We start from the raw sequence: 16,433 nt of genomic DNA, 5'->3' as shown, positions 1-16,433 counted from the left end.
CCGCATGCGCAGGGAGCTGTTCGAGCCGGAACACGAAGCGTTCCGCGAAACCGCCCGCGAGTTCATCACCCGCGAACTGCAGCCCCACCAGCAGGAGTGGGAAGCAGCCGGCGTGGTCTCCCGGGAAGCCTGGCGGGCTGCGGGCAAACTCGGCCTGCTCGGCTTCGCCGTCGACGAGCAGTACGGGGGAGGCGGCACACCCGACTTCCGGTTCAACGTCGTGCTGGACGAAGAACTCGTCAAAGCCGGCATCTCCGGCTTCGGCGCCCCGCTGCACAACGACGTCATCGCCCCCTACCTGCTGCGGCTGGCCAACGAGGAGCAGAAGCAGCGCTGGCTGCCCGGCTTCTGCAGCGGAGAACTGATCACCGCCATCGCGATGACCGAACCCGGCGCCGGCAGCGACCTGCAGGGCATCCGCACCACCGCGGTCCGCGACGGCGACCACTACGTGCTCAACGGGCAGAAGACCTTCATCAGCAACGGCATCCTCGCCGACCTGGTGATCGTGGTCGCCCGCACCGACCCCGACGCCGGGCACCGGGGCATCAGCCTGCTGGTGGTCGAACGCGGCATGGAGGGCTTCGAACGCGGCCGCAACCTGGACAAGATCGGCCTGAAGTCCCAGGACACCGCGGAACTGTTCTTCAACGACGTGCGGGTGCCGGCGAGCAACCTGCTCGGCGAGGAAGGGCAGGGCTTCATCTACTTGATGCAGAACCTGCCGCAGGAGCGGCTGTCGATCGCCGTCAGCTCCGCCGCCGCGGCCGAACGCGTCCTGGAGGAGACCAAGGAGTACTGCCACAACCGCGAAGCGTTCGGCCGGCCGATCGGCAAGTTCCAGCACATCCGCTTCGAACTGGCCGAGATGGCCACCGAAGTGCAGGTCGGTCGCGTGTTCGTGGACCGCTGCGTGCGCGACCACGTGCGCGGCGAACTCGGCGCCGAACACGCGGCGATGGCCAAGTGGTGGCTCAGCGAGATGAACAAGCGGGTGGTGGACCGCTGCCTGCAGCTGCACGGCGGGTACGGCTACATGACCGAGTACCCGGTGGCGAAGGCCTACTTGGACGCCCGGATCCAAACCATCTATGGCGGCACCACCGAAATCATGAAAGAAATAATCGGCCGGTCGATGGGATTCTGAATCCCGGGAGGACGGATGGACTGGATCGTTTCGCCCGCAACTGACGGTCGCGGCCTGCCGGACGTCCTGCCCTCCCTGCTGGGCGCTCTGGGGGTTCCCGGGTTCACCGACACCATCGGTTTCGGCGAGTGCCGCTCAGCCATCGCCCTGCTGATCGACGGGCTCGGGTGGGAGCTGCTCCACGAGCACGCCTCGGACGCGCCCACCCTCACATCGCTGTCCGGGCGGTCGATCACCGCGGGCTTTCCCACCACCACCGTCACCAGCCTCACCTCGCTGGGCACCGGCCGGTGCTCGGGGGAGCACGGCATCGTCGGCTACACCTTCGCCTGGCCCACCGGGGAACTGCTGCACCCGCTGTCGTGGACGCTGCGCGCGGAGGGCCGCCGCGACGTGCTCGACGAGCTCCCGCCGGAGCAGGTGCAGCCGCTGCCGACGATGCTGCAGCGCGCCGCCGACGCCGGGGTGGAGGTGCGCACCGTGACCGCCGCGGAATTCGCCGGTACCGGCCTGACCCGGGCGGCGCTGCGCGGCGGGCACTTCCACGGGGTCCGGGCGCTGGGGGACCTGGCGGCCGGGTTGATCGAGGCGGCCAACGCCGGTGGGCCGGCCCTGTGCTACGGCTACCACGGCCACCTCGACCTGCTGGGCCACATCCACGGGCCGGGGTCCCTGCCGTGGCGGATGCAGCTGCGCCAGATCGACTCCCTGGTGGCGCTCATCGCCGAGCACCTGCCGCCCGGGGCGGTCATGGTGGTCGTCGCCGACCACGGGATGGTGGCCGTGGACCCGTCCGCGGCGCTGGACTTCGACAACGATCCGCGGCTGCGGCAGGGGGTGCGGCTGCTCGGCGGGGAGGTGCGGGCCCGCCACGTCTACACCCGCCCCGGTGCGACCGACGAGGTGCTCGCGGCGTGGCGGGAGGTCGTCGCGGACCGGGGGCTGGTGCTCACCGGGGAGCAGGCCGTGGAGGAGGGCTGGTTCGGCCCGGTGGTCGCCGATCCCGTGGGGCAGCGCATTGGTGATGTGATCGCGGTGATGCGGGAGTCCGGGGTCATCCGGTCGGTCGCGGAGCCGGGGGAGTCCTCGCTGCGCGGCCAGCACGGTTCGTTGACCTCGGCGGAGCAGTTGATCCCGGCTCTGGTGGTGACCGGCTAGCTGGTTTTCGGGTGCGCGGGCCCGGGTCGCGGTGCGGCTCGGGCCCGCGTGCTGTTGCGCCGGTTTTCGAGGCCGCTTTCCGGGGAGGGGTTCCCCGGTTTGTCCGAATAGCCGTTCAATGTGGCGCAGGGCACAATCGAAATTGGCAACGAGAGCTTGTCGGCCTCTTGTATCTATGTCGTCGATGAGTATGGTTTCCGATACCGGAACGCATATTCCGGCAACCGGAAAAACACGGGAGGCTGAGTATGCGGTCGACGATTCCCGAGGTCGAACGCCCACCCGCCGGCAACCTGGACCGCGCCGTGCACCGCCTGAACCAGGTGCTCCCGGCGAACGCGGTCATCACCGACCCGCAACAACTCCGCACCTACGAATGCGACGGGCTGGCCAGCTACCGGGTCACCCCCGCCGTCGTGGTGCTGCCCGAAACCGCCGAACAAGTCCAAGAGATCGTGCGCATCTGCGCCGAACACGAACTGCCCTTCGTCGCCCGCGGCTCCGGCACCGGGCTCTCCGGAGGAGCGCTCCCCAGCTCCGACGGCGTCCTGATCGTCACCGCCCGCATGCGGCGAATCCTCGAAATCGACCTGGCCAACGAACGCGCCGTCGTCGAACCAGGCGTCATCAACCTCGACGTCACCAAAGCCGTCGCCGCCGACGGCTACTACTTCGCCCCGGACCCCTCCAGCCAGCAGGTGTGCTCCGTCGGCGGGAACGTCGCGGAGAACTCCGGAGGCGCCCACTGCCTCAAATACGGCTTCACCACCCACCACATCCTCGGCCTCGAAGTCGTCACCGCCGACGGAGAAGTGGTCGAACTCGGCGGCCCGGCCCGCGAAGCCCCCGGCTACGACCTGCTCGGGGCCTTCATCGGCAGCGAAGGAACCCTCGGCGTCGTCACCAAGATCACGGTGCGCCTGATGCGCAAACCCGAATCCGTGCAAACCCTGCTCGCCGGATTCCCCTCCACGGACGACGCCGGCGCCGCGGTGTCAGCCATCATCGCCTCCGGCGTCACCCCCGCGGCCATCGAAATGATGGACGCGCTGTCCATCGAAGCCGCCGAACAAGCCGTCCAATGCGGATACCCCGACGGCGCCGGAGCCGTCCTCGTCGTCGAACTCGACGGGCCCGAAGCCGAAGTGGCCCACACCTTCACCGAAGTCGAACGCCACTGCCGAGAACACGGCGCCTTCGAAGTCCGAGTCGCCGCCGACGAAACCGAACGCGCCAACATCTGGAAAGGACGCAAATCCGCGTTCGCCGCAGTCGGCCGCATCAGCCCCGACTACATCGTCCAAGACGGCGTCATCCCGCGCACCGCACTGTCCGAAGTGCTCAGCCGCATCGCCCAGCTCTCCGCCGAAACCGGAGTCCGAGTCGCCAACGTCTTCCACGCCGGCGACGGCAACCTCCCCCCGCTGGTGCTGTTCGACGGCTCCCAACCCGGCGCCACCGAACAAGCCGAAGCCGTCTCCGGGCGCATCATGGAACTCTGCCTCGAACACGGCGGATCCATCACCGGTGAACACGGCGTGGGCGCCGACAAGGTCAAGTACATGGGGCGCATGTTCACCGAGGACGACCTCGACACCATGCAGCGCGTCCGCTGCGCCTTCGACCCGGCCGGCATCTGCAACCCCGGAAAAGTCTTCCCCACCCCCCGGCTGTGCGGGGAAGTCCCCGGCCGGCGACACGGAGTGCACCCACTGGTAGAAGCAGGATTGGCGGATCAATTCTGATGGTCACGGCATCCAGCACCGCCCGCGCAGCCCTGGAAGCTGCCGCGGGCAAGGAAAACCTGCGAGAAGCAACGGAAACCGACGCGATCGGCGGCGTCCAACCGAAGTGGTGCGCCCGAGCCAGCGACACCGAGCAAGTCGCCGCGGTGCTGCGCGCCGCCAGCGAACACGGCCTGCGCGTGGTCCCCAAGGGCTCCGGCAGCAAACTCCACTGGGGAACCCCACCCCGAGCGGTCGACCTGCTGCTGGACCTGTCGACCAGCAGCGGCGTCGTCGAACACGCCGCAGGCGACCTGGTGGTGCACGCCAAAGCCGGCACCCCGCTGGCCGAGATCAACCGCACCGTCGAAAAGACCGGGCAGCAACTGGCCATCAGCCAGCCATTCCCCACCGCCACCGTCGGCGGCGCCATCGCCACCGGCCTGTCCGGGCCGCAACGCCACCTCTTCGGCGGCGTCCGCGACCTGCTCATCGGCATCACCGTGGTGCGCGCCGACGGCACCATCACCAAATCCGGCGGAAAGGTCGTCAAGAACGTCGCCGGATACGACCTCGGCAAGATCTACACCGGATCCTTCGGCACCCTCGGCGTCATCACCGAAGCGGTCTTCCGGCTCCACCCCCTGTCCGCCGAATACCGCTGGATCACCGCCACCGCCGACACCACCGCCGAAGCAGCCGGCATCGCCGACGCCGTCCGCCGCTCGCAAGCCGTGCCGACCGGCATCGAAGTGCACGCCACCACCGACGGGCCCATCACCGTGTGCGCCCAACTCGAAGGCCGCCCCGAGGCCACCCACCAGCGGGCGACCGAACTGGCCAGCGCGCTCGGCAACAACACCGAAGTCACCCCTCAGCCCCCGGCCTGGTGGGCACAACTGCCCTTCCCCACCGGAACCGGCATGCGCATCGGCATCAAACCCGCCGACCTCGACCAACTGCTCACCACAGCTCGCCGAGCAGCCCAGGACAACGACCTGCAGCTGGAGCTCACCGGCGCCGCCGGACTCGGCGTGCTGCACGCCGGCCTGGCCCCCGACACCGAACCGACCGCAGCCGCCCGGTTCGTCGAAGCGATCCGCAACAACGCCGAATACGCCGTCGTCCTCCACGCCCCGCAACCGGTCCGCGACGCGATCGACCTGTGGGGACCGCTCGGCAGCGGCCAACTGAACCTGATGCGGCGCGTCAAGAACCAGTTCGACCCGGAAAACCGGCTCGCTCCCGGCCGGTTCGTGGGAGGTATCTGATGACCGAAGCCAAGGGCGCCTTCGACGCCCACAACCCCCCGCAACTGGACCTCATCAACGACTGCGTGCACTGCGGGTTCTGCCTGCCCTCCTGCCCCACCTACGAGCTGTGGGGCGAGGAGATGGACTCCCCGCGCGGCCGCATCTACCTGATGAAGAACGGCCTGGAAGGCGAACCGCTGACCGACACCATGGTCAGCCACTTCGACGCCTGCCTGGGCTGCATGGCCTGCGTCAGCGCCTGCCCCTCCGGGGTCCAGTACGGCACCCTGATCACCCAAACCCGCGCCCAGATCGAACGCAACCACCAGCGCGGGCGGTGGGAAAAACTGCTGCGCACCGCGATCTTCACGCTGTTCCCGTACCCGCGGCGGCTGAAAGCGCTGCGCCCGGCCCTGGCCCTCTACCAGCGGCTCGGCATCGGCAAACTGCTCAAGCGCACCGGGCTGATGCGCAAACTCCCGGAAAACCTGCAGGTGATGGAATCCCTCGCGCCACCCATCACCCGCGCGCCCGAACTCGGCCAGCGCATCCCCGCCCGCGGCGAACGACGCGCCGTGGTCGGCATGATCACCGGCTGCGTGCAGAGCGCCTTCTTCCCCGACGTCAACGCGGCGACCGCCCGCGTCCTCTCCGCCGAAGGCTGCGACGTCATCGTCCCGCCCAACCAGGGGTGCTGCGGGGCGCTCAGCGAGCACGCCGGACGCGAAGAAGAAGCGATCGCGTTCGCCCGCGCCCTGCTGGACACCTTCGAAGAAGCCAATGTGGACTACGTGGTGATCAACTCGGCGGGCTGCGGGTCCACGCTCAAGGAATACCCGCAACTGCTCAAGGACGACCCCGAGTACGCGGAGAAAGCCGAGCGGTTCTCCGCCCGAGTCCGCGACATCACCGAACTGCTGGCAGAACTCGGCCCGGTGGCGGAACGACACCCGCTGCCGGTGCAGATCGCCTACCACGACGCCTGCCACCTGGCCCACGGCCAGGGCATCCGCTCCCAGCCCAGGGAACTGCTGCGGTCCATCCCCGAGCTGGAACTGCGGGAGATCAACCGCGCCGAACTGTGCTGCGGATCGGCCGGCATCTACAACCTGCTGAACCCGCAAACCGCCCGCGAACTCGGCGACCGCAAGACCGAGAACATCCTCGCCACCGGGGCCCAACTGCTGGTCACGGCCAACCCCGGCTGCTCCATGCAGATCCGCACCTCCCTGGAACGCCGCGGGGAGAAGCTGCCGATGGCGCACACCGTCCAGGTCCTCGACGCCTCCATCCGCGGCCTGGGCGTGGACGCACTGCTCACCACCGGCTGAGCAGCGGCGACCGGTGAACAAGCAGGAAGGGAACTTTTCGGCGGAGAGCGCCGGAAAAGTTCCCTTCCTCGCATCCGGTGGTCGGGGAGCGGGGCGCGATCGCCGACCATTGACTGTGACAGTGCTGGTGTCACACTCTAAGTGGAGAACCTGCCGCAACGAGGAGGCGCGCCACACATGTCCGAGGCGTACGTCTACGACGCGATCCGCACCCCGCGCGGACGCGGGAAGAAGACCGGAGCGCTGCACGGGGTCAAACCGATCAGCCTCGTCACAGGCCTGATCCAGGAACTCCAACGGCGCCACCCCGAGCTCGACCCCCAGCTCATCGACGACATCGTCCTGGGCGTCGTGTCCCCCGTCGGAGACCAGGGCGCCGACATCGCCAAAACCGCGGCCCTGGCCGCCGGGCTCCCCGAAACCGTCAGCGGAGTGCAGCTCAACCGGTTCTGCGCCTCCGGGCTGGAGGCCGTCAACATCGCCGCCCAGAAGATCCGCTCCGGCTGGGAAGACGCGGTCCTGGCCGGCGGGGTGGAATCCATGTCCCGCGTGCCCATGGGCTCCGACGGCGGAGCGTGGGGCACCGACCCCGAAACCAACCTCGCCACCTCGTTCGTCCCCCAAGGCATCGGCGCGGACCTCATCGCCACCCTCGAAGGCTTCGACCGCGCCACGGTGGACGCGTACGCCGCAGAATCCCAAACCCGAGCCGCCAAGGCCTGGGCCGACGGCCGCTTCACCAAATCCGTCGTACCGGTCCACGACCGCAACGGAACGCTCGTGCTCGACCGCGACGAGCACATCCGCCCCGGCACCACCGTCGAAAGCCTCAGCCAGCTCAAGCCCTCGTTCGCCGGCATCGGGGAAGAAGGCGGCTTCGACGCCGTCGCCCTGCAGAAGTACCACTGGGTCGAGCGCATCAACCACGTGCACACCGCGGGCAACTCGTCCGGCATCGTCGACGGGGCAGCACTGGTCCTCATCGGCAGCGAAGCGCTCGGCGAGCGCACCGGGCTGCGCCCCCGCGCCCGCATCGTCTCCGCAGCGCTCAGCGGCGCCGATCCCACCATCATGCTCACCGGCCCCGGCCCGGCCGTGCGCAAAGCCCTGGGCAAAGCCGGCATGACGATCGACCAGATCGACCTGGTCGAGATCAACGAGGCGTTCGCCGCCGTCCCCCTGAAGTTCATGAAGGACTTCGACGTCCCGCACGAGAAGGTCAACGTCAACGGCGGCGCGATCGCCATGGGACACCCGCTGGGGGCCACCGGGGCCATGATCCTGGGCACCCTCATCGACGAACTCGACCGGCGCAACCAGCGCTACGGGCTGGCCACGCTGTGCGTGGGCGGTGGCATGGGAATCGCGACTGTCGTCGAACGGATCGGCTGAGGAAAAACACGATGAGCGAGCAGAACACCATCCGCTGGGAAACCGACGACGACGGCATCGTCGTGCTCACCCTGGACGACCCGCAGCAGCAGGCCAACACCATGAACGAGCGCTACCAGCGCTCCATGGAACAGGTCGTGCAGCGCCTGGAAGACGAGCGGGACAACATCACCGGCGTGGTCATCACCTCCGCGAAGAAGACCTTCTTCGCCGGCGGCGACCTGCGCGAACTCATCCGCACCCGCCCCGCGGACGCCGAGCAGGCCAGCGAAACCGTGGCCCAGGTCAAAGCCCAGTTGCGCCGGCTGGAAACCCTCGGCAAACCGGTCGTCGCCGCGCTCAACGGAACCGCCCTGGGCGGCGGCCTGGAAATCGCCCTCGCCTGCCACCACCGGATCGCCCTCAACGCCCCCGGCGTCCGGTTCGGACTCCCCGAAGTCACCCTGGGCCTGCTGCCCGGCGGCGGGGGAGTGGTGCGCACCGTGCGGCTGCTCGGGATCACCAACGCCCTGCTCAACCTGCTGCTGCAAGGCCAGCAGCTGCGCCCGGAGAAGGCCAAGGAGATCGGGATCGTCGACGAACTCGTCGACACCCCGGACGAACTGCTGACCCGGGCCAAGGAGTGGATCAAGCAGAACCCGGAAGCGACCCAGCCCTGGGACCGCCCCGGCTATAAGATCCCCGGCGGCACCCCGAGCAACCCGAAGTTCGCCGCCACCCTCCCGGCTTTCCCCGCCAACCTGCGCAAACAGCTCAAAGGCGCGCCGCTGCCCGCGCCCCGCAACATCATGTGCGCGGCGGTGGAGAGCGCCCAGGTCGACATCGACACCGCGTTCACCATCGAAGGCCGCTACTTCGTCGAGCTGCTGTGCGGGCAGACCTCGAAGAACATGAGCAAGGCGTTCTTCTTCGACCTGCAGCACGTCAACTCCGGAGGCAGTCGACCGGCCGACGTCCCCGCCTGGAAGGCCACCAAGGTGGCGGTGCTCGGCGGCGGCATGATGGGCGCCGGCATCGCCTACGCCTGCGCCAAGGCCGGCATGGACGTGGTCATCAAGGACATCACCGACGAGGCCGCCGAACGCGGCAAGTCCTACTCGGCCAAACTGATGGACAAGGCGGTCTCCCGCGGGCGGGCCACCCCCGAGCAGCGGGACGAACTGCTGGGCCGCATCACCGCCACCAGCCAGCTGGAGCCGCTGCGCGGCAGCGACCTGGTCATCGAGGCGGTCTTCGAGGACCCGGAGGTCAAGAAGAAGGTCTACGCCGAGGTGCAGGACATCGTGGACGGTGACGCGCTGATCGCGTCGAACACCTCCACCTTGCCGATCACCAGCCTCGCCGAGGGGGTGCGCCGGCAGGAGGACTTCATCGGCCTGCACTTCTTCTCCCCGGTGGACAAGATGCAGCTGGTCGAGATCATCTGCGGGGAGAAGACCAGCGAGCGCGCCCTGGCCCGCGCCGTCGACGTGGTCCGGCAGATCAAGAAGACCCCGATCGTCGTCAACGACAGCCGCGGCTTCTTCACCAGCCGGGTCATCGGCACGTTCCTCAACGAGGGCGTGGCGATGCTGGCGGAAGGGGTGCACCCGGCCTCGATCGAGCAGGCTTCCGCGCAGGCCGGGTTCCCGGCCCCGGTGCTGCAGCTGTTCGACGAGCTCACCCTGACGCTGCCGCTGAAGATCCGGGACGAGTCCAAGCGCGCGGTGGAAGCCGCGGGCGGCACCTGGACCCCGCACCCCGCCGAACAGGTCCTGGACCGCATGGTGGGGGAGTTCGGGCGCAAGGGGCGCTCCAGCGGGGCCGGCTTCTACGAGTACGTGGACGGCAAGCGCGCCGGGCTGTGGCCGGGCCTGACCGAGCACTTCCCGCCGCGCAACCCCGAAGAGGTCGACTTCACCGACCTCAAGGAGCGCCTGCTGTTCATCGAAGCCCTGGAAACCGTGAAGTGCTTCGACGAGGGCGTGCTGAAGTCCGTGCCCGACGCCAACGTCGGCTCGATCCTGGGCATCGGCTTCCCGGCCTGGACCGGTGGTGTCGTGCAGTACATGAACGGCTACCCGGGCGGTCTGGCCGGTTTCGTCGCCCGCGCCCGCGAGCTGGCCGAGCGGTACGGGGAGCGCTTCCAGCCGCCGGAGTCGCTGGTGCGCAAGGCCGAGGCCGGTGAGCTGTTCGACCAAGGCGAGCCCGACCAGGAGATCGTGCGGGCGGCCGCCGCGGCCTGACCGGTTCTCATGACCGCTGCCCGGCGGGGTGCCGGAACCTCCGGTGCCCCTGCCGGGCTTTTTCGCGCAGGTGCTCCGGGGCTCGACCGCGTCGCGGCCGGCGGCCACCGCTCGGTGCGAACCGCGGCTACAGGTCGCCGATCAGGCTGGGGCTCAGCAGCGCCATCAAATGATCGGTGGCGGCTTGCGGGGTGATCTCGGGGCGCTTCTCCCGCCACAGGGCGATCCGCTCGCTGGCGCCGATGATCGCTTCGGCGAACGCTTCTCGCCGCTGCGCGTCCAGGTCGGGGCGGGCGACGCTGATCAGTCCAGCGGTGAATTCCACCTGCTGCTGGCGGATGGCTTCCAGCTCGGAGTTCACCGGCAGGCTCTGCACCGCGGTCTCGTTGCGCAGCAGTGCCCAGCTCTGGGCGTGCTCTTCGCTGAACTGGAAGAAGGCGAGCAGGCAGTTGTGCAGCAGCTGCTCGGGGCTGGCGGATTCGGCAGCGGCGGCCGTGGTGGCTTCCAGCAGCTCCCGCTTGGCCCGTTCCAGACAGGCCAGCAGCAGTCCCTCCTTGGACCCGAAGTACTCGTAGAGCATGGGTTTGGACAGGCCCACCTGTTGGGCGATCTCGTCCATCGAAGCCGCCTGGTAGCCCTGGGTGGCGAACACGTGCTCGGCCACCGCCAGGATCTGCTGCTCCCGCTCGGCTCGGCTGAGCCGCTTGCGGCCCGTGGATTTGGTTCCGGCTGCCTGGTAGCTGCTCACGAATACACCCTACCGCAAGTAACTTACTGCTAGTAACCTACTTGTCGGTAAACAGAGAGCGGTGGCTCAGGGAGGGCCTCATGGTGAAGCAGAAGTCCGGCAGCCAGACCCGGCACCAAGCTTCGGTGATCATCGTCGGCACCGGGTTCTCCGGTCTGGGGATGGGGATCCGCCTCAAAAAAGCCGGCATCGACGACTTCATCATCCTGGAGAAGAACGACGACCTCGGCGGCACCTGGCGCGACAACACCTACCCGGGCTGCGCCTGCGACGTGCCCTCGCTGATGTACTCGTTCTCCTTCGAGCAGAACCCGAACTGGTCCCGCCTGTTCGCCGGCTGGAAAGAGATCTACGACTACCTGCAGCAGTGCGCTGACAAGTACGGGCTGCGCAAGCACATCCACTACGGAGTCGAATTCACCGGCGCCGAATTCGACGAAGACACCCACACCTGGACGGTGTTCACCGCCAGCGGCGCGGAATACACCGGCAAAGCCCTGGTCTCCGGCCTCGGAGCACTGCACATCCCCAGCTACCCGGAAATCCCCGGCATGGAGAAGTTCACCGGCGAGATCTTCCACTCCGCCGAGTGGAACCACGACTACGACCTGGAAGGGAAGCGGGTGGCGGTCATCGGCACCGGGGCCAGCGCCATCCAATTCGTTCCCCAAGTCGCGAAGAAAGCCGGCAAACTGCACCTCTTCCAGCGCACCCCGCCGTGGATCCAGCCCAAGCCCGACCGCCCCATCCCGGAGCGCCTGCAGCGCCTGTTCCGCCGCATCCCGCCGGTGCAGTGGCTCGCCCGCGCCGCCGTGTACTGGCTGCTCGAACTGCGCTACCTGTTCGTCTTCAAGCGGCGCACCGCGTGGCTGGCCGAATGGCTGTCCAAGCGCTACATCAGCAAAGTCATCAAGGACCCGGAGCTGCGCAAAGCCGTCACCCCCGACTACGCGATCGGCTGCAAGCGGATCCTGCTCTCCAGCGACTACTACCCGGCGCTCAACCGGCCCAACGTGGAGCTGGTCACCGACGGCATAGCCGAGATCACCGAGAACTCGATCATCACCAAGGACGGCGAAGAACGCGAAGTCGACGCCATCATCTTCGGCACCGGCTTCCACGTCACCGACGCCTTCGACCACCTCAACATCATCGGCCGCGACGGCCGCAAGCTCCAGGACGCCTGGCGCGAAGGCATGGAGGCCTACCTGGGCATCACCGTGTCCGGCTTCCCCAACCTGTTCTTCCTGCTGGGGCCCAACACCGGCCTCGGGCACAACTCGGTAGTGTTCATGATCGAATGCCAGCTCAACTACGTGATGAGCTGCCTGCGCCCGCTGCTGCGCGGCGACATCGGCTACCTCGACGTCCGGCAGTCGGTGCAGGACGAGTTCAACGCCGAACTGCAAAGCGAGCTCGGCGACGAAGTCTGGAGCGCCGGCGGCTGCCGCAGCTGGTACCTCGACCGCAACGGGGTCAACCGCACCACCTGGCCCGGTCTGACCGCCAAGTACTGGTACCGCACCCGCAAGGCCGACCCGGCCGACTACGAGGTGGCCGCGGCGAAACGCCGTTGAGCATTCGCACGACAGTTCGATAGAGTGGGATGGTCGTTGTCGAACGCGCCCAGCGCGAGCTGGGCGCCGCCCACCACCCAGGGGAGCAAATGCCTCCGCTGTCGCCCGAGGAGCTCAACGGCCTCAAAGAGGAACTGGCCGCAGGCACCACACCCACCGTGTGGTTCACCGCCGCAGCAGTGGGAGTGCCAGAAGGACGTTCCGGCAAAGTCATCGCCCTGGCGGACCCGGAAGAAGGCGACTTCATCCAGGTCCGCCCGGCCGGGTCGAAAGACGTCCTGTCGTTCTCGGTCGCCGAGGTGACCACCGTCCGCCCAGCGCGGAAACGCGCCGGCAAGACCACCGCGTCCGCCAAGGCCGGGTCCGGGGCGCCCACCAGCAGCGCCAGCGCGCCACGCTCCCGAGCAGCGGAGCCCGCCAAACCAGCGACCACGACCACCCCCAGCAAAACCAGCACCCCCAAGCAGCAGCCCAAGCAGTCCGCCGGCACCAAAACCACAGGCACAACTGGTCGGAAGACCAGGCGCCAACCCAGCGGAGCCACCGTCACCCTCACCGCGGACGGCGAAGGCCAGTGGACCGTGGAAGTCACCACCGGAAAGAAACGCGTGATGCGGCCCACTGCGGTGCCCGCCTCGGCCGTCGCCCGAGCCGCCAAAGAACTCCACACCGACGTGGCCGCCGCGGTCCAGCCGCTCATCGACTCCGCCCGCGAAAAACAGCGCGCCCGCGTCGAACAACTCCAAGCAGAACTCGCCGCCGCCCAACGCGTGCTCGACGAGCTCACCGAATGACCACCGACCACCCCAGCACACCGGGCGGCAAGGGAACCTTTCCCGCACAACCTGCAGAGAAGTTCCCTTGCCCGAACTCGCGGCGAACCATGCGGCAATCGCCGGCGCACAGCCGAACACCTAGAATCGAGTTGTGTTCCGCAGCCTGTTGACCCCTCGTTGGCTGCTTCTGCACGTGCTGTTCTTAGCTGCCGCGATCGCCAGCATCTTCCTGGCCGTCTGGCAGTGGGACCGAGCGCACGAGGCAGGAGGAAGCTTCCAGAACCTCGGCTACGCCCTGCAGTGGCCCGTGTTCGGAGCATTCGCCGTCTTCCTCTGGGTGAAGCTGATGCGGATGGAACTCACCGACACCGACACCCAGCCGCAGACCGACAGCGCGGAACCACCCGCCACCGCCAACGACGAACAAGAACAACAAGAACCCGAGCAAGCGGCGGAACCAGCCCCTCGGCCGAAGCGCAAGCGCCCCCTCGTGCCACCACCGGCACCACCGGTGGACGCCGACGAAGACCCCGAACTGGCGGCCTACAACGCCTACCTGGCCGAGCTCAACAAAGCCGACCAGCAGCACGACCGCCGCTGAACCCGCCACTGCTCCCCAGGGCGCAGCAGCCCCTGGTGGGCCCTGCCCCGACCCGTCGGAAGCCTGAGACATCGTGAGACGACTGAGCCCAGCGCGACGGGAGTGCACACCGGTAAGTGTGGTATCAACGAAGTAACCGACATCGAAAACGAGCAGTGTCGACTCCGCCCGTCAGGAAGAACACCGGCCGACTTGCCTGTCGGTGCGATTGCGAGCGGGGTGAGGCGGGCAAGACCGCCCGCAGCTGAGTCGAGTCTTACCGCACTTGACGATTGGGGCTGGCGTGCGCAGCGGCGTACTCATGAAAATGTTCGGGCTGTGCGTCCTGGCCGGCGTGCTGGTGGCTTGCTTGTTAATGCCAGCGGCCACCGCTGCCGGAGCAATGGTCAACCAAACAGCCGATGCCATGACCAGGATGTCGGCTTCGCTGGCCAAAAGAGAAATGCCGCTAGTGTCCACCGTCCTGGACAGAGACGGCGAACCAATCGCTTACTTCTTCAAGGACTACCGGGTCGAAACCTCCTCCGACCAGATCGCCGACACCATGAAGGCAGCCATCACGGCTGTCGAGGACAAGCGGTTCTGGGACCACGGGGGCGTGGACTGGCAAGGAACCCTCCGGGCCTTGGCCACCAACCTCACCACCGGTGCCACCGTGCAGGGCGCTTCCACGATCACCCAGCAGTACGTGAAGAACTACCTGGTGCACGTGGCCGCCCGCAACGAACTGGAGGCGGAGAAGGCCAAGGAAACCTCGATCGCCCGCAAGCTCCGGGAAGCCAAACTGGCCGTGGAGCTGGAGCGGACCATGACCAAGGAGGAAATCCTCACCGGATACCTCAACGTGGTCCCGTTCGGCAACCAGACCTTCGGAGTCGGGGCGGCCGCACAAACCTACTTCGGCACCACACCCGACAAGCTCACGATCGCCCAGTCCGCGCTGCTGGCCGCGATCGTCAACCAGCCGGGCAACCTCAACCCGGCCTCCAACCCCGAAGAAGCCCTGGAGCGGCGGAACCTGGTCATCGAGCTGATGACCGACCCGCACAACAACATGCGCATCACCCGAGAAGACGCCGAGGCGGCCAAGAAAGAACCACTCGGGATCATGACCCCACTGGGCCGCCCGCCGAACGGCTGCGTCGGACTCGGTGACGGCACCACCGACGGCTTCTTCTGCAACTACGTCCAGGACTACCTGGAAAACCTGGGGATCAGCAAAGAAGAGCTGCGCACCGGCGGCTACACCATCCACACCACGCTGGACCGCAAAGCCAGCGACGCCGCCAAACAAGCCGCGGAAGCCCAGGTGCCCACCCAAACCGAAGGCATCGCCAACGTGATGGCGGTGGTCGAACCCGGGCAGGACAAGCACCAAGTCCGAGCCCTGGTGGCCAACCGCGACTTCGGCAACGACCTCAGCAAGGGGCAACGCGCCTACGACATCGTCAGCAAAGTGCAGAAGTTCGGCGCCGGCTCGGTGTTCAAGATCTTCACCGCCGCCACCGCGATCGAACAGGGCATGAGCATCTACGACATGGTGGACGTGCCCCCCTCCTACACCTCCAAGGTGTACCGGAACGGCGTCTTGCCGTACACGGTCGGCAATGCCGAAGGCGTGGCACCCGGGCCGCGAACCCTGCAGGATGCGCTCGCCACCTCACCGAACACCACCTTCGTCGCCTTGCAGGAACGAGTGGGCCTGAACAACGTGGTGGACATGGCCTACAAGCTCGGCCTGCGCAACACGCTCACCAAGGTGGACGAAAGCGGCAACCCCATCGGAGACGATGAAGGCACGCCACCGCTCGGCGAAGTCATCAAGCAGAAGAAGATCGGCGCCTTCACCCTCGGCTACTCGCCGGTGAGCGTGCTGGAACTGGCCAACGCGTCGGCGACCATCATGAGCCACGGCATGTACTGCCCGCCCACACCGCTGGAAGGCGTCACGGACCGGTTCGGAAACCCGGTCCCGCTGGAAGAAGAACCCTGCGAACAGGTGGTGGCGCCCCAAGTCGCCGACGAACTCGCAGTGGGGATGAGCAAGGACGCCCTGCCGGGCGGCACAGCGCACGCGGCAGCCCAGGCCGCCGGGTGGAACCGCCCCATCATGGGCAAGACCGGAACCACCCAGAACCACTGGTCCGCGGCGTTCGTCGGCGCCACCCCGCAGATGGCCGGCGCGGTCCTGACCTTCACCGACGGCAACCGGCCGCAAGGGATCTGCGACGGCGGCGGCGACGCACCCCCGTACCTGTGCGGCGCCAACGGCGGAAACATCTACGGCGGCAAAGTCCCAGCCCGGACCTGGTTCAACGCCATGACGAAGATCCACGAAGGGCTTCCGGTGGCACCTCTACCGGAAGTCCCCAGATAGCGACACCCCGCCACTAAGCAGCAAGGGAACTTTTCTGCCATCCCCGGTAGAAAAGTTCCCTTGCTGTGCACAAGCCACCAGGTTGCTGCCTCACCCGGCATACCGCGGCACGAGCACCACACTG

Annotated in this window: 12 protein-coding genes; 11 read left to right on the top strand and 1 reads right to left on the bottom strand. The window is 67.6% G+C overall.

Annotation, left to right across the window (positions count from 1 at the left end):
• The first annotated feature begins 4 nt into the window (after positions 1–4).
• The 7 genes from SREC43747_RS0106360 (at position 5) to SREC43747_RS0106330 (ending at position 10,230) form a co-directional block, all read left to right on the top strand.
• On the top strand, positions 5–1,147 hold the full coding sequence (locus SREC43747_RS0106360; protein ID WP_029720317.1) for an acyl-CoA dehydrogenase family protein: 1,143 nt from the start codon (positions 5–7) through the stop codon (positions 1,145–1,147).
• 15 nt (positions 1,148–1,162) lie between these two features.
• Positions 1,163–2,305, top strand: a complete 1,143-nt coding sequence (locus tag SREC43747_RS0106355; protein WP_029720316.1) for an alkaline phosphatase family protein — start codon at positions 1,163–1,165, stop codon at positions 2,303–2,305.
• A 248-nt stretch (positions 2,306–2,553) separates the two neighbouring features.
• Positions 2,554–4,050: an FAD-linked oxidase C-terminal domain-containing protein gene (locus SREC43747_RS0106350; RefSeq protein ID WP_037331468.1), complete on the top strand. Its 1,497-nt coding sequence runs from the start codon at positions 2,554–2,556 to the stop codon at positions 4,048–4,050.
• On the top strand, positions 4,050–5,300 hold the full coding sequence (locus tag SREC43747_RS0106345; protein WP_029720314.1) for an FAD-binding oxidoreductase: 1,251 nt from the start codon (positions 4,050–4,052) through the stop codon (positions 5,298–5,300). The genes SREC43747_RS0106350 and SREC43747_RS0106345 overlap by 1 nt, the downstream gene beginning before the upstream one ends.
• Positions 5,300–6,613, top strand: a complete 1,314-nt coding sequence (gene glcF / locus SREC43747_RS0106340) for a glycolate oxidase subunit GlcF (RefSeq protein WP_029720313.1) — start codon at positions 5,300–5,302, stop codon at positions 6,611–6,613. The genes SREC43747_RS0106345 and glcF overlap by 1 nt, the downstream gene beginning before the upstream one ends.
• A 177-nt stretch (positions 6,614–6,790) precedes the next feature.
• Complete coding sequence (locus tag SREC43747_RS0106335; protein ID WP_029720312.1) at positions 6,791–8,005, top strand: acetyl-CoA C-acetyltransferase; 1,215 nt, start codon at positions 6,791–6,793, stop codon at positions 8,003–8,005.
• An 11-nt stretch (positions 8,006–8,016) separates the two neighbouring features.
• A complete protein-coding gene (locus SREC43747_RS0106330) occupies positions 8,017–10,230 on the top strand; it encodes a 3-hydroxyacyl-CoA dehydrogenase NAD-binding domain-containing protein (protein WP_029720311.1) in 2,214 nt (737 codons plus the stop codon).
• Between the two features lie 127 nt (positions 10,231–10,357).
• Here SREC43747_RS0106330 and SREC43747_RS0106325 read toward each other — a convergent pair whose 3' ends face one another.
• Positions 10,358–10,978: a TetR/AcrR family transcriptional regulator gene (locus SREC43747_RS0106325; protein ID WP_029720310.1), complete on the bottom strand. Its 621-nt coding sequence runs from the start codon at positions 10,976–10,978 to the stop codon at positions 10,358–10,360.
• Positions 10,979–11,058: 80 nt separating this feature from the next.
• Here SREC43747_RS0106325 and SREC43747_RS0106320 point away from each other — a divergent pair, with 80 nt between their 5' ends.
• The 4 genes from SREC43747_RS0106320 (at position 11,059) to SREC43747_RS0106305 (ending at position 16,309) form a co-directional block, all read left to right on the top strand.
• Complete coding sequence (locus SREC43747_RS0106320) at positions 11,059–12,555, top strand: flavin-containing monooxygenase (protein ID WP_029720309.1); 1,497 nt, start codon at positions 11,059–11,061, stop codon at positions 12,553–12,555.
• A gap of 29 nt (positions 12,556–12,584) precedes the next feature.
• Positions 12,585–13,349, top strand: coding sequence for a DUF6319 family protein (locus tag SREC43747_RS0106315; protein ID WP_236623055.1), 765 nt, complete (start codon positions 12,585–12,587; stop codon positions 13,347–13,349).
• A gap of 133 nt (positions 13,350–13,482) precedes the next feature.
• Positions 13,483–13,932 (top strand): hypothetical protein, encoded by a 450-nt coding sequence (locus tag SREC43747_RS0106310; RefSeq protein ID WP_029720307.1) that lies wholly within the window; start codon positions 13,483–13,485, stop codon positions 13,930–13,932.
• 307 nt (positions 13,933–14,239) lie between these two features.
• Positions 14,240–16,309, top strand: coding sequence for a transglycosylase domain-containing protein (locus SREC43747_RS0106305; RefSeq protein WP_029720306.1), 2,070 nt, complete (start codon positions 14,240–14,242; stop codon positions 16,307–16,309).
• Positions 16,310–16,433 lie beyond the last annotated feature (124 nt).

Origin of the sequence: Saccharopolyspora rectivirgula DSM 43747 (assembly GCF_000497205.1) — a bacterium.
GTDB lineage: Bacteria > Actinomycetota > Actinomycetes > Mycobacteriales > Pseudonocardiaceae > Saccharopolyspora > Saccharopolyspora rectivirgula.
The sequence above is the reverse complement of the archived record's forward strand: the minus strand, read 5'-3'. Positions and strand labels throughout refer to the sequence as shown.

Bases quoted from the DNA above. Each gene is read 5' to 3' on its own strand.
- SREC43747_RS0106360 (WP_029720317.1), top strand. From the start codon at position 5: ATGCGCAGGGAGCTGTTCGAGCCGGAACACGAAGCGTTCCGCGAAACC.
- SREC43747_RS0106330 (WP_029720311.1), top strand. From the start codon at position 8,017: ATGAGCGAGCAGAACACCATCCGCTGGGAAACCGACGACGACGGCATC.
- SREC43747_RS0106335 (WP_029720312.1), top strand. From the start codon at position 6,791: ATGTCCGAGGCGTACGTCTACGACGCGATCCGCACCCCGCGCGGACGC.
- SREC43747_RS0106305 (WP_029720306.1), top strand. From the start codon at position 14,240: ATGTTCGGGCTGTGCGTCCTGGCCGGCGTGCTGGTGGCTTGCTTGTTA.
- SREC43747_RS0106350 (WP_037331468.1), top strand. From the start codon at position 2,554: ATGCGGTCGACGATTCCCGAGGTCGAACGCCCACCCGCCGGCAACCTG.
- SREC43747_RS0106315 (WP_236623055.1), top strand. From the start codon at position 12,585: ATGGTCGTTGTCGAACGCGCCCAGCGCGAGCTGGGCGCCGCCCACCAC.
- SREC43747_RS0106320 (WP_029720309.1), top strand. From the start codon at position 11,059: ATGGTGAAGCAGAAGTCCGGCAGCCAGACCCGGCACCAAGCTTCGGTG.
- SREC43747_RS0106345 (WP_029720314.1), top strand. From the start codon at position 4,050: ATGGTCACGGCATCCAGCACCGCCCGCGCAGCCCTGGAAGCTGCCGCG.
- SREC43747_RS0106355 (WP_029720316.1), top strand. From the start codon at position 1,163: ATGGACTGGATCGTTTCGCCCGCAACTGACGGTCGCGGCCTGCCGGAC.
- glcF (WP_029720313.1), top strand. From the start codon at position 5,300: ATGACCGAAGCCAAGGGCGCCTTCGACGCCCACAACCCCCCGCAACTG.